The sequence below is a fragment of the Cyclobacterium xiamenense genome (genome assembly GCF_042140265.1).
Lineage (GTDB): Bacteria > Bacteroidota > Bacteroidia > Cytophagales > Cyclobacteriaceae > Cyclobacterium > Cyclobacterium xiamenense_A.
The window spans coordinates 1,312,875-1,325,803 of sequence record NZ_CP159481.1 but is presented as its reverse complement, the minus strand read 5'-3'; the positions used below and the strand labels follow the sequence as shown (position 1 = coordinate 1,325,803).

Below are 12,929 nucleotides of genomic sequence, written 5' to 3'. Positions count from 1 at the left end.
AAATGCATTTTTTTTCCAGCCCTCACAACCATGCGTACCCATTATTTGGTTAATTTTGACCCATGGAAATTTATGATACGAGCACTGCTTCCCTGATAGCCAATAAGCTTCTGGAAATAAAAGCCATCAAACTTTCACCCAAACAACCGTTTACCTGGGCATCGGGATGGAAATCTCCAATTTACTGTGACAACCGCCTATCGCTTTCCTACCCCTCCGTGCGAAAACTTATACAGGAAAAGCTCATCAAAGCCATTCAAACCCATTTCCTAAACATTGAGGCTGTGGCCGGTGTGGCTACCGCAGGAATTCCACAGGGTGTATTGATCGCCGACAAACTGGATATCCCCTTCCTGTACGTCCGGTCCAAGGCCAAAGGGCACGGCATGGAAAATCGGATTGAAGGAAGGATCAGCCCGGGCCAAAAAGTAGTCGTGGTAGAGGATTTAATCTCCACAGGAGGGAGCTCGCTAAAGGCGGTGAAAGACCTGCGGGAGGCAGGATTTGAGGTATTGGGAATGGTAGCGATTTTCACCTATGGGTTTGCCCTGGCCGAACAGAATTTCGCAAATGAACAGGTGAAGCTGGTATGCTTGTCCGATTACGCATCCCTGCTACCCCAGGCGCTCGAGCAAGGGTACGTTTCCAGCGAAGACATGGCAGCGCTAACTAGTTGGAGAAAAGAACCCGATTCCTGGCAACCCTGAGAGAAGTTCTCCCATGCAGCCATTCCAGCAACCAAGGCTTCGGTGGTCTCCGCGAGATCCTTGGTTGGCCAGATTAGCGCAGGGGACGGGCTCCCATTTTTTCCACTACACCTAAACCAAACAGCGCAAAATCGTATTTGACCGGATCCTTCGGATCGTAGGCACGCAAGTGTTGGGTTAACTCCAGGGCGGTCAGCCAATCGGTTTGTTTTCGGTGTATGAGCCCCAATAAGCGTGCTACCCGGTCCACGTGTAAATCACAGGGACAAACCAGCTGAGAGGGAGAAAGTAAGTTCCAGATACCAAAGTCTACCCCACAATCGTCCACTCTCACCATCCACCGCAAAAACATGTTGATTCGTTTGCATGCGGCTTTCCGCGCCGGCGTTGCTATGTGCTTGCGTGTTCGGGAAGGCGCATGGGGAGCCTCGAAGAAAAACGCATGGAAATTGACCAACAAGCGCTCCATGATGTCCTGTTCCGGAGTCCATCCCCGAGTAAACGCCGTCTCCAGACTTTCGTTTTCCCGGTAAAACCGAGACAAAAAATCGATGAAATACAAGGTATCCACGTCATTGAATGTTCGGTGTTTGAATGTCAAAAAAGGCTTGAGATCGGCTGAGGTATGACCGAGGAGAAACTCATGGGGGCTATTGTCCATCATTTCCATGAGTTCCAGACTTTTTTTTATGATGGTTTTTCGTTGTCCCCAGGCCAGAATGGCAGCGAAGAATCCGGAGATTTCGATGTCCTGTTTCTTACGAAACCGATGAGGAACGGAAATCGGATCGTCGGGAATAAAATCCGGTCGATTGTATCGATCGACCATCTCATCCAGGTACTCGCGCAAGCCCTGTACCACCATCAGGCGATGGCTACTTTGACTTCTCCTCCCTGGGTGCCGTCAAACCACTTGAGGCATAAAAAGTCGTCCTGCTTTTCGGAGAGATGCCAATCAAAGCATCGAATATGGGCCAATTTGGTCAATTTATCGTCGTCAGGCTGGTACAGGCAAATATCAAAATCCGGGATCTGGGCGATATCCGTGGTATTCCATTTTTCCAACAACCACCCCTCCTGAATCACGTTCACCTTTTTCCCGAAAATCAGGTCGTCAATTACCGAGGGAATGCCATCTTTTCGCCTGATATGGTAGCACTCCGGACCAAAAATGATCTGTTTATGTAGTTTTCCCTCCAGTAGTTCCGATTCTTCAGAGAGCATTTTCCAATCCGATTCCTTTTTTACTTCTGGCGTAGAACGACTGAACCTTGCCAAAGATGCGGAAATGAAGGAAAAGAAATAGGTGAGTCCAATAAAAAGCAAGCCGAACGTAGCCAAAACAGGATAGGTCAACACAAAGACTGCATTCCAGATAAACTTGAAAAACCGGTGGAAAAATTGTTCAAATGTGTTCATACGCTATCCATTAATAAACCGAAAGTACGGGAAATCGGCCAAACAAACAAAAAAGCCAAAATCCTACACAAAAGTGAAGACCATCTGCGATCCTATCGAACATTGTCAGGCGATTTCCGTACCTTTGCAGGCTGAAAACACCTACGCTCCATGGATTTAAGTCAAGAGATTTCAAAAAGAAAGACCTTTGGTATCATCGCTCACCCGGATGCCGGTAAAACCACCCTGACCGAAAAGATGCTTCTTTTTGGTGGAGCGATAAAGACTGCGGGTGCCGTAAAATCAAATAAAATTGATACGGCCACCAAATCCGACTGGATGGAAATCGAAAAACAACGGGGTATATCCGTTGCCACTTCGGTCATGGGGTTTGAATACAAAGGCCAGAAAATCAACCTTCTGGATACCCCGGGCCACCAGGATTTTGCGGAAGACACCTACCGTACACTGACAGCGGTTGACTCCGTAATCATGGTCATCGATTGTGTAAAAGGCGTAGAGATTCAAACCGAAAAACTAATGGAGGTCTGTCGCATGCGCAACACCCCTGTTATATGCTTCATCAACAAAATGGACCGGGAGGGCCGGATCCCTACGATTTGTTGGATGAAGTGGAGCAGAAACTAGCAATACAGGTTCGTCCGCTGTCCTGGCCGATTTCCATGGGGAAATCCTTCAAGGGCGTGTACAACCTGTACGACCGGCAATTGAACCTTTTCACCCCAAGCCAGCGAAAAGTGAGCGATGATCGCCTCACCATTGATGATCTGAATTCCGGTCAATTGGACGAAATCATTGGCCCCGGCCTGGCCGGGCAGCTGCGGGAAGACGTGGAATTAATCGAGGGAGTCTACCCGGACTTCGATCCCAAAGAGTACCTGGAAGGAAAGGTTGCTCCGGTTTTTTTCGGATCGGCGGTCAATAACTTTGGCGTACAGGAAATGCTGGATACCTTCATCAAGATTGCCCCGGGCCCCAAAAGCCGAATGACCGAGGAACGGGAGGTACTACCCGAGGAGGATGCATTCAGTGGTTTTATCTTTAAGATTCATGCCAACATGGATCCCAAGCACCGCAACCGCATTGCTTTCCTTAGAATCTGTTCCGGAAAATTTGAACGCAACAAACCTTATAATCACGTAAGAGGCACCAAGGCCTTGCGTTTTTCAAACGTTACCTCCTTCATGGCCCAGGACAAAGAAATCATCGAAGAAGCTTATCCCGGAGATATCGTAGGACTTTACGATACAGGAAACCTCAAAATCGGGGACAGCATCACGGATGGGGAACAGTTGCAATTCAAAGGAATCCCTAGCTTCTCTCCGGAAATTTTTCGGGAGGTGGTCAATAAAGATGCGATGAAAACCAAACAATTGGACAAAGGACTCCAGCAATTAATGGAAGAAGGTGTCGCTCAATTGTTTACCTTTGAGATTGGGTCCCGAAAAGTAGTGGGCACCGTGGGGCAATTGCAATTCGAGGTCATACAGTTCCGCCTTAAAAATGAATACAATGCCACCGCTGACTTTGTTCCCATGAATTTGTACAAAGCATGTTGGATTCGAAGCAAGGACAAAAAGAAACTGGAGGAATTTGTCCGGTCCAAACAGCGGCACATCGCCCGGGACAAAGATGGGAAATTGGTATTCATGGCGGAAAGCAAGGCGTGGCTACAGATGGTGCAGGACAACTTTCCGGACATCGAGTTTCACACCACATCCGAATAATTACCCTAAAGACCGATCGAATGAAGAAAGCTTTTAACGTAATCTATGAAGACAACCACCTGCTGGTAGTCAATAAATCCTCGGGGATATTGGTACAGGGAGACAAGACCGGAGATAAAACCCTCACGGATTATTGCAAAGATTACATCGCCAAAAAATACGCCAAGCCGGGCGCTGTCTTTCTGCACCCCGTGCACCGGCTGGACCGACCCGTGAGCGGCATTGTGGTTTTTGCCCGAACCTCCAAGTCCCTGGAACGAATGACGGCGCTTTTCCGTAAGCGGGAGGTGCACAAGGTGTATTGGGCCATCGTGAAGCGAAAACCACCGGAAGAGCTGGGGAAATTAACCCACTGGCTGGTAAAAGATGCTGAGAAAAACACCTCAAAAAGCTACGATAAGGAGGTCCCGGAATCAAAAAAATCGGAGCTCCATTACAAACGGATGGGCAAACTCAACGACCACTGGTTGGTGGAACTTCGGCCCCAAACCGGTAGGCCGCATCAGCTGCGCGTACAGCTGTCCGCCATCGGCTGTCCGATCCGAGGCGATCTGAAATACGGGTTTTCCAAAGCGAATCCTGACGGTAGCATCAATCTTCATGCCTTTCATTTGGTATTTGTGCACCCGGTGAAGAAGGAAAAACTCTTTCTTCGCGCCGCACTTCCCGAGGAGCCGTTTTGGGAGCAATTTTTGGAGTTTGAGCAGACAAAGTCGAGCAACCGGCATTTGGATCAGACATTTAGTGGCTAATACCGCTTCAAACACAAACAACTATGGTAAGGAGATTGGCTGCAAGCATGTGTTTTTTATTGGTAACTCTTTCTGTTACCGGTCAGACCGAAGGCGTGTTTTGGAAAATATCGGGAAAGGGCCTACCGGCTGCCTCGTATTTATTTGGTACCATTCACTTGATGTGCAAAGACGATTTTCGCCTGAGCAAGCAAATACAGCAGCGATTGGTGCAGGCAGAGGCACTGGTCATGGAGATTGATCTGGACGATCCGGAACTGTACGGGGAAGTGATGGCAAATATGTACAACGAAAATGGGGAAAAGATTACCGATTTCCTTTCCGTAAAGGAATACCAAAAAATCAGAAGCTTTTTACTGGAACGAACCGGTATGGATCTGGATAGGATGCAGGAGATGCGACCCATGGTGCTCATGTCTTTGATTTACCCCAACCTTCTCGAGTGCGAAACCGTCGCTTTTGAAAAGGAACTCCTGCAACTTGCCGGAGAAAAAGAGACGCCCGTACTGGGACTGGAATCCGTTGAAAAGCAATTGTCATTTTTTGACCGAATCCCGCTAGCGGAGCAGTACCGAAGCTTTTTCACCTACACCGAAGACATGGAAAAAGGAAAGCTGGAATTTGGAGAATTGATTGACAGCTACCGGTCAGAGGACATTTCCCGCCTGCTACAACTGGTCGGCGAAAGCCCCGAATACCGGGCATACCAGGAAATACTGGTGGATCAGCGAAATGAAAGCTGGATAGGGCCGATGACGGAGTTGATGGGAAAAGGAGCCATGTTTTTTGCGGTCGGTGCCGGCCATTTGGCGGGGGAAAGAGGACTGATCCGATTACTCAAAAATGAAGGATTCCTCCTGGAACGCATCTACCTGTAATAGTACTAGGACCCTGACAGGGAGCTTCGGGTCTCGGGTCGGGAGCTTCGGGCCTATCGGATGTTGCTTGCCGGTAGCCTGAACCAGGAAAGGCCAGACCGGCACGTCGCAACACCCTCGGTGAGCAAGGCAGTGCTTACCCATCACTACCCGATTCGATGCACAAAGCCCCCTGGGAAATTACAACCCGAAGTCTCCGGTCTGATTTTAATAAAAATCCAACCCGCCCATCTGAGCATTTTTCCGTGCATGGAGCGTTTACCTCTGGAGTCGAACCGACACAAGTCAGGGCAGGCAGAAAGGCGAGTGCCGCTAACGGATTTCTGCGATAGATAACTACTAAATGCTTGAAAATAGGCGCTTTTTTATTCATCTTTGGGCCGAGCTAAAAATAATCCCAATTTTAATTCAACGAATTCAGACCTTACCGAATACGGGGATGAGTATGAAGGTGCATTCCCTTGAATAATGATCCGTTACCTATGAAATTTGGAACCAAAGTCATCCATGCAGGCATCCATCCAGATCCAAGCACCGGGGCCATAATGACCCCAATCTTTCAAACATCTACGTACGTACAGCAATCCCCTGGAAAAAACCAGGGTTTCGAATATTCCAGAACTCACAACCCCACACGGTTAGTCCTCGAAAAAAACCTTGCCGCCCTGGAAAATGGGTCAGCCGGCTTGGCCTTTGCCTCGGGCATGGCGGCAATTGATGCGATTCTTAAGCTACTAAAGCCCGGCGACGAAGTCATAAGCACCAACGACCTGTACGGGGGAACCTACCGTATCTTTACGAAAATTTTCGCTAATTATGGCATCCGCTTCCATTTTGTGAACATGCAAAAACCGGATGAAGTACGGTCGCTAATCAACGAAAACACCAAATTGATTTGGGCCGAAACGCCCACCAATCCCATGATGAATATCGTGGATATCGGGGCCTTGGCTGCATTATCAAAGGAGTACGGCGTATGGCTGGGTGTGGACAATACTTTCGCCACCCCCTTTCTACAAAACCCCCTGGACGAAGGAGCCGATCTGGTCATGCATTCGGTCACCAAGTACCTGGCGGGACATTCGGATGTGATCATGGGGGCCATCGTGGTTAAAGACGCCGACCTTGCGGAGAAATTGGCGTTCATCCAAAATTCTTGTGGCGCCGTTCCAGGGCCGCAAGACTGTTTTCTGGTGTTGCGGGGCATCAAGACCCTCCACCTGCGGATGGAACGCCATAGCCAAAATGGAAAAACCATCGCAGCCTACCTAAAAAACCATCCCAAAATCGAAAAGGTGTATTGGCCCGGATTTGAAGATCATCCCAACCATGCCATCGCAAAAAAACAAATGCGGGATTTTGGAGGAATGATTTCATTCACGTTAAAAAACAACCGCTTACCTGATGCCATTCGTGTGCTTGAGAGTTTTAAGGTATTCGTTTTAGCCGAATCCCTTGGAGGGGTTGAATCCCTCTGCGGACACCCGGCTACCATGACCCATGCCAGTATCCCCCGGGAAGAACGTGAAAAAGTCGGTCTTTCCGATTCATTAATCCGGCTAAGTGTCGGTATTGAAGATGCAGAAGACCTGAAACAAGACCTTGCGCAGGCATTGGATTCTTATCAGTGAAGCATTTTGGTGAACAATAGCTTGCACCTGTCTGTGATATTTTGCGTCATGCGCAGGTGATCCTTCTGGATTTGGGTAAGTGCCGACTGGTATTTTTTGCTTACGCGCTCCTTTTCCCCCAGGTAGCTCCCCAAGTGCTGCAGAAGCAGCTGGTTTCGGTGCCAGGACCCCATCTCTTGCGCTAGTTCTGAGGTTTGTTCGTGTACTTTATCGGTGAAGATGCTATTCAATCCGATGCTTAAGCGTATTTTCTCGAGGACAGTGACCTTCTTCAGGCCTTCGGCGATTTCATGAATGGTTTGTGGATCCAGCCTTGATTTCGTCCCAAAATAAAAAAAGTCGATCTCTTCATTGATAAGCTGCGTGATCGCCGTATTGATGTTCAAAACAGTCATCCCCTCAGAAAAATGCCTCACTTCTGTGTAGAGCGATTCCCAGTCCTTTAGTTGGACGGAAAGAATGATTTCGTAAACCTGCCCGTATAGCTCTTTTTTATTTTGCGCCAATTGTTTTTCGTAGTCGGTATAATCCAGGGAGTTTTTGGCCAGATACGCATCGAAGCCATCTGTAATCATCCGAACGTGCTGCACCTTGCGTAAATTTTTGTAAAGTGCCCGAAAAGGAGAAAATATCCGGCTTACCTCGTGCGTATTGGAAAAATGAACTTTTTCCAGCACCTGAAGGAATACCTGAAAGAAAAATAACTCCTCGTACAATTCCAGCGCCTTACGTGACTTGATCTTTTTCGAAAGCTCGCGAAATACCGATTTGCCGGCATCAAAATGCCTGTCAAAAACCTGCATAATCAACGGTAGGGTCGATTCCATTGCTAGTCATGAATTTTTACGGTGGTAGCTCCGTAGCCAAAATTTGTCTTCTGGCTGTCCTTAAAATATTTTATCCCGTTCATTTGACTGAGGTAACGGTGAATTTCTTTTCGCAACACCCCATTTCCTATGCCGTGAATAAAGGTAATTTCATCCATGCCGGTTGCAACGGCATCACCCAGCTTCCGCTCAAACACTTCCAGCTGTAGCTGTAACATTTCGCCGTTACTCATCAAATCGTGACTATCGGTGAGTTTTTCAATGTGCAAATCAATCGACGCTGCCGGGCGACTGATCTTTTTTATCGAATACGCCGCGCTATCTTGCGGGTTCAGCGCTTCGTTGAGTTTACGTACATCCAATGGTGTTTCGTGTTCGTTCAACTGGAAGAAATACGCCTCTTTATCAATCAACGGGGCTTTCCCTTTTTGCTTGAAAAAAGAGCTGGCTTTAAACTTCAACCGCTTTTCAATGGGTGTTTGGATCGCATCTAACTTTTTATTGAGCGGCACCATCAATAGTTTCAACGTGGGCCACTGCTCAAAGTCCCGGATCATTTTTTCAGCTACTTTTTTGTGAGCATTTGAATGAATGGTTCCGGCATCCAGATTCTTTGAGGCCTCGCCCTGAATTTCGTCCAGGGAATACAGCACTTCCCGTCGGGTAGTATTGATCAAAATTACATCGTGTACCTGATCGTTGTAAGGAACATATGCCAGGAACACACCTTCTTTTTTTTCGCCCACCAGGGGCTTCTGCCTGGTTTCGCCAATAATGTCCCTTGCTCCGGATGGTGGATCAAAATAGGCTTTTTCGGCCGAATCAATGACGACGACCTCTGATTTTAATACCGGAATTCGGAAGCCATCCTCAATTTCAATTTCTACCTGGCCTCCAGAGGAAAGTCGGGTAATGATTCCTTCTTCCTTACCGTGTAGCAACCGTACTCTATCCCCAATATTCATGTGCTAAATTTACCAAATAGAAAGGGGAAAAACACGATTCTCCTGCATTCCCTGTCGAAAAACGCGAAAATCGAAAAGGATGGTACAGAAAATCCCCGTAGGAAGACTTTCTTCGTTAAATGACGATGTTAACGATTTTACCTGGAACTACGATGACTTTCTTCGGGGTCTTTCCTTCGATCCACTTTTGGAGGTCCTCGTGTGCCAGGGCAGCTTTCTCGATTTCCTCCCGGGATAGATCACTAGGTAAACTTAGTTTCACCCGCATTTTCCCATTAATGGACACCGGGTACTCGTGGCTGGCTTCTACCAGGTACTTGTCCTCAGCCACCGGGAAACGTTGTTCAAGGATGGATCGATCGTGCCCCAGTCGCTCCCAGAGCTCTTCTGCAATGTGTGGGGCATAGGGTGAGAGAATGACCAGGAAGGGCTCCAACACGGCTCGATGGTGGCACTTCAATGCCGATAACTCGTTGACACAAATCATGAAAGACGAGACCGATGTGTTGAAGGAGTGGCGCTCAATGTCCTCCTCCACCTTGCGGATGGTCTTATGCAAGATTTTCAGGGCCGCCAACTCCGGCATTTGGTCCGAAACCTGCCAGTTTCCTTTTGCATCGTAAAAAAGCCTCCACAACTTTTTAAGGAACTTAAACACGCCGTCGATGCCGTTGGTATTCCAGGGTTTAAACTGTTCCAACGGGCCCAGAAACATTTCGTACAGACGGAGCGTATCGGCCCCATATTGCTCAATCACATCGTCCGGGTTGACTACATTGTATTTGGATTTGGACATTTTTTCCACCTCTGCCCCACAAAAATACGTGCCTTCTTCGAGAATAAACGTTGCGTCCGCCAGATCGGGCCGCCAATTTCTAAAGGCATCCGTATCCAGCCGATCGTTGTGAACCAATCCTACCTCTACATGCATGGGAATGACCTCGTACTTGTCGATCAATCCGTGGCTAACAAAGGTATTGCTTCCTTTTTTTCTGTAGACAAAATTGGACCGACCCTGAATCATGCCCTGATTGATCATTTTGCTGAACGGCTCTTCTATCGGCACCAAGCCCCTGTCAAAGAGGAATTTGGTCCAAAAACGGGAATAAAGCAGGTGCCCCGTGGCGTGTTCGGCGCCCCCAATGTACAGATCTACGGCGCCCCAATAGGCCGCCGCATCCTTGTTCACAAATTCCTTTTCATTGGTTGGATCCATGTACCGAAAGAAATACCAACTTGAACCTGCCCAGCCAGGCATGGTACTCATTTCCAGCGGATAGCTTCCCTCAGAAGTGGTATAGGACCAATTTTTTGCCCTTCCCAGCGGGGGCGCGCCGGCCGCTGTGGGCAGGTATTTGTCCACCTCCGGCAAACGGAGCGGCAAATCCTTCTCGTCCATGAGGTAGGGAAGCCCGTCTTTAAAGTAAACGGGCAAGGGTTCGCCCCAGTAGCGTTGTCGCGTAAAAATCGCGTCGCGCATTTTGTATTGGATTTTGCCCTTTCCAATTCCTTTTTCTTCAAGAAAGGCAATCGCCTTGTCCATTGCCTCCTGCATCGCCATTCCCGAGATAAACCCGGAATGAATCAGGGTACCTCCCTTGCCGGGAAAAGATCCGTTTTCCATGCTCCCCTCGATTACCTGTCGTATTTCCAGGTTAAAATACCGGGCAAAATTATAGTCACGCTCGTCGTGTGCAGGTACTGCCATAACCGCTCCGGTCCCATAGCCCGCAAGCACGTAATCAGCAATCCAGATGGGAATCCGTTCGCCGTTAAAAGGATTGGTAGCATAGCTACCTGTAAATGCTCCCGAAATGGTTTTTACATCGGTCATCCTATCCCTCTCGGATCGGTTTTTAGCCTGCGCCACGTATTCCTGTGCTTCCTCCCGCTGATCTTCCGTGATCAATTGTTCCACCAGCTCGTGTTCGGGAGCCAGGGCCAGGTAGGTCACCCCGAAGATGGTGTCAATTCGGGTGGTAAACACCTTAATCGTTTCCTCCATACCTTCAATCGGAAATACCATCTCTGCCCCTACCGACCGGCCGATCCAATTTCGTTGCATTTCCTTTACCGGCTCTGGCCAATCCAGCGCATCCAGTCCTTGCAGCAGGCGTTCCGCATAGGCGGTGATACGCATGCTCCACTGCATCATTCGTTTTCGTTCTACCGGATGGCCTCCCCTTTCGGAAAACCCGTCCTTTACCTCGTCGTTTGACAGCACCGTTCCCAGTGCAGGACACCAGTTGACGGTGGTTTCCGCCAGAAAAGTCAGCCGGTACTGCAGCAGGCGCCGCTGTCTCTCGGATTCGGTAAATCCGCTCCAATCCTGGGCACTGAACGGCCGTGTGTCTTCGTCACACACTGCCCGTACACCCTGGCTTCCTTCTTTTTCGAAAAGCGAAACCAGGTGGGAAACGGGTAAAGCCTTGTCGGCATCCAAATCGTAATAGCTATCAAAAAGTTGCATGAAAATCCACTGGGTCCAGCGGTAGTATCCCGGGTCAGAGGTGCGCACCTCTTTTTCCCAATCGAAGGCAAACCCGATATTTTTTAGCTGTTCCGTGTAGCGCCTGATATTTTCCTCTGTGGTAATGGCCGGGTGTTGACCAGTCTGAATGGCATATTGCTCCGCTGGCAGCCCAAAGGAATCGTAACCCATGGGATGCAACACATTGTATCCTTTGAGTCGCTTGTAGCGCGTCACGATATCGGAAGCAATGTACCCCAGCGGGTGCCCCACATGCAGCCCCGCTCCGGAGGGATAGGGGAACATGTCCAGGGAATAAAATTTGGGTTTACCCGGGTCCGGGGCCGCATGGAAAATGCCACTTTGCTCCCACCAATCCTGCCATTTCTTTTCTATGGCGCGAAAATTATACTCAGACATTTGCTGTTTGGGTCAGTTTTTTTGTTAGATTCAATTTCAAAATTATAAAAAATATCCGTATTCGTTTCGAAAACACTGCTGGATAAAGAAAATGAACGCTATTGATGGCAAGCTACCCGGGGAAAGGTTACCAGAACCTAAATCCTCTTCCTCTGTGTCTGAAGATCCAGTTGTCCCAGATGTCCTGTGAAAAATAAATCTCTGCACCAACATTCAACGTAAAATAGCCATCGTATCTGGCACCCGGTTCGTCGAGTCGGGAATCCCCACTGCCTCTCCGCGGTGCTCCTCTACGATTCCGGATCAGGTCCACATTGGGTTCGCCATTGGGAAGCAGGTAGCCGGGCTGCCTGACCGAGAGACGCAACCGATCCGGATTTTCACCGGACACGTAATCAGCAATCAATTCTTCGTAATACCCCGAAATATTGAACGTACTGACATCGTCCAGGTAGTCGGAAAGTGTAAACCGGTAATTTCCTTCGATAAAAAAATCCATGTACACGTTGACCTTGTATTTCAGGCCGAGGCCCATTGGGAAAACCATGACCAGGTCCGAATACCGTTCATTTTCGGTGCGCAAGGGGCGCAAATCCACCCATTGATCCCTGTACCAGGCCGTCGGATCATTCGTAGTAGCCCCAATGCCAAAAAACAGGTAGGGATTGATAAATTCACGGGTAATGTTGTACACCTTCACCGGCTTGTAGTAATACTCTACCAAAAAGGCTGCCTCCCAGTTTCTGGCGCGGAAATTCAGATCTCTTGGAATCCGTCCACTGCGAGGGTCCGCGTTCACGTCCTGCCCGGAAATCTGGTAATAGCTTACATCGGCCCTCGCCTTGAGATTGGTTCCAAAGGTATACCGGGCGCTGATTCCGGCGTTGTAATCGGGCTGTATCCCTTCGCTGTATTGCCAAAGGGCATACAGATCTCCAAAATACTGGGAAGGTCCTGCTTGAAGTGAAAACGACCAGGGTTCTTCAAATCGAAAGCGATACATGCTTTGAGAAAAACTCCCCTCTGAAAAAGCAACTGAGAAGCATACCAAAAAAAATAAAAATCTCTTCATAAATCATACAGGCCTGACTCCCCTCATTTAACCAACGGACCATTAAGCGCTTAAAGATAAA

At 48.5% G+C, this 12,929-nt stretch carries 10 protein-coding genes and 1 pseudogene; 5 read left to right on the top strand and 6 right to left on the bottom strand.

From position 1 onward, the window contains the following. Positions 1-62: 62 nt before the first annotated feature. Positions 63-707 (top strand): orotate phosphoribosyltransferase, encoded by a 645-nt coding sequence (gene pyrE, locus ABWH99_RS05705; protein WP_375585329.1) that lies wholly within the window; start codon positions 63-65, stop codon positions 705-707. A 73-nt stretch (positions 708-780) separates the two neighbouring features. Here pyrE and ABWH99_RS05700 read toward each other — a convergent pair whose 3' ends face one another. Together ABWH99_RS05700 and ABWH99_RS05695 are read right to left on the bottom strand one after the other, a co-directional pair. Further along, complete coding sequence (locus ABWH99_RS05700) at positions 781-1,572, bottom strand: TIGR02757 family protein (RefSeq protein WP_375585328.1); 792 nt, start codon at positions 1,570-1,572, stop codon at positions 781-783. Next, positions 1,572-2,126 carry a hypothetical protein gene (locus ABWH99_RS05695; protein WP_375585327.1) on the bottom strand — a complete coding sequence of 185 codons (555 nt, stop codon included), beginning with the start codon at positions 2,124-2,126 and terminating at the stop codon, positions 1,572-1,574. The genes ABWH99_RS05700 and ABWH99_RS05695 overlap by 1 nt, the downstream gene beginning before the upstream one ends. 150 nt (positions 2,127-2,276) lie before the next feature. On the opposite strand from ABWH99_RS05695, the pseudogene ABWH99_RS05690 reads away from it, so the two are divergent. The 4 genes and pseudogenes from ABWH99_RS05690 to ABWH99_RS05675 all read left to right on the top strand — a co-directional run bounded on the left by ABWH99_RS05690 (position 2,277) and on the right by ABWH99_RS05675 (position 7,114). Continuing rightward, a pseudogene (locus ABWH99_RS05690) lies at positions 2,277-3,853 on the top strand (peptide chain release factor 3). Positions 3,854-3,873: 20 nt separating this feature from the next. Beyond that, positions 3,874-4,605: an RluA family pseudouridine synthase gene (locus ABWH99_RS05685; RefSeq protein ID WP_375585326.1), complete on the top strand. Its 732-nt coding sequence runs from the start codon at positions 3,874-3,876 to the stop codon at positions 4,603-4,605. Between the two features lie 23 nt (positions 4,606-4,628). Continuing rightward, complete coding sequence (locus ABWH99_RS05680) at positions 4,629-5,483, top strand: TraB/GumN family protein (protein ID WP_375585325.1); 855 nt, start codon at positions 4,629-4,631, stop codon at positions 5,481-5,483. 482 nt (positions 5,484-5,965) lie between these two features. After that, a complete protein-coding gene (locus ABWH99_RS05675; RefSeq protein WP_375585324.1) occupies positions 5,966-7,114 on the top strand; it encodes a cystathionine gamma-synthase in 1,149 nt (382 codons plus the stop codon). Here the strand turns inward: ABWH99_RS05675 and ABWH99_RS05670 are convergent. From ABWH99_RS05670 to ABWH99_RS05655, 4 genes are all read right to left on the bottom strand, one after another. Beyond that, positions 7,108-7,941: a hypothetical protein gene (locus ABWH99_RS05670; RefSeq protein WP_375585323.1), complete on the bottom strand. Its 834-nt coding sequence runs from the start codon at positions 7,939-7,941 to the stop codon at positions 7,108-7,110. The two genes, ABWH99_RS05675 and ABWH99_RS05670, sit on opposite strands and share 7 nt — an antisense overlap. 2 nt (positions 7,942-7,943) lie before the next feature. After that, the gene (locus ABWH99_RS05665) at positions 7,944-8,906 is read right to left on the bottom strand and encodes a Smr/MutS family protein (RefSeq protein ID WP_375585322.1); all 963 of its coding nucleotides are present in this window, start codon (positions 8,904-8,906) and stop codon (positions 7,944-7,946) included. 115 nt (positions 8,907-9,021) lie between these two features. After that, positions 9,022-11,796, bottom strand: a complete 2,775-nt coding sequence (gene leuS / locus ABWH99_RS05660) for a leucine--tRNA ligase (protein WP_375585321.1) — start codon at positions 11,794-11,796, stop codon at positions 9,022-9,024. A 127-nt stretch (positions 11,797-11,923) separates the two neighbouring features. Continuing rightward, a complete protein-coding gene (locus ABWH99_RS05655) occupies positions 11,924-12,868 on the bottom strand; it encodes a DUF6089 family protein (protein ID WP_375585320.1) in 945 nt (314 codons plus the stop codon). Positions 12,869-12,929: the final 61 nt, after the last annotated feature.

What these genes read in the sequence shown, in the direction of transcription:
- pyrE (WP_375585329.1), top strand. Translation starts at nt 63, where the DNA reads ATGGAAATTTATGATACGAGCACTGCTTCCCTGATAGCCAATAAGCTT.
- ABWH99_RS05700 (WP_375585328.1), bottom strand. Translation starts at nt 1,572, where the DNA reads ATGGTGGTACAGGGCTTGCGCGAGTACCTGGATGAGATGGTCGATCGA.
- ABWH99_RS05695 (WP_375585327.1), bottom strand. Translation starts at nt 2,126, where the DNA reads ATGAACACATTTGAACAATTTTTCCACCGGTTTTTCAAGTTTATCTGG.
- ABWH99_RS05685 (WP_375585326.1), top strand. Translation starts at nt 3,874, where the DNA reads ATGAAGAAAGCTTTTAACGTAATCTATGAAGACAACCACCTGCTGGTA.
- ABWH99_RS05680 (WP_375585325.1), top strand. Translation starts at nt 4,629, where the DNA reads ATGGTAAGGAGATTGGCTGCAAGCATGTGTTTTTTATTGGTAACTCTT.
- ABWH99_RS05675 (WP_375585324.1), top strand. Translation starts at nt 5,966, where the DNA reads ATGAAATTTGGAACCAAAGTCATCCATGCAGGCATCCATCCAGATCCA.
- ABWH99_RS05670 (WP_375585323.1), bottom strand. Translation starts at nt 7,941, where the DNA reads ATGGAATCGACCCTACCGTTGATTATGCAGGTTTTTGACAGGCATTTT.
- ABWH99_RS05665 (WP_375585322.1), bottom strand. Translation starts at nt 8,906, where the DNA reads ATGAATATTGGGGATAGAGTACGGTTGCTACACGGTAAGGAAGAAGGA.
- leuS (WP_375585321.1), bottom strand. Translation starts at nt 11,796, where the DNA reads ATGTCTGAGTATAATTTTCGCGCCATAGAAAAGAAATGGCAGGATTGG.
- ABWH99_RS05655 (WP_375585320.1), bottom strand. Translation starts at nt 12,868, where the DNA reads ATGAAGAGATTTTTATTTTTTTTGGTATGCTTCTCAGTTGCTTTTTCA.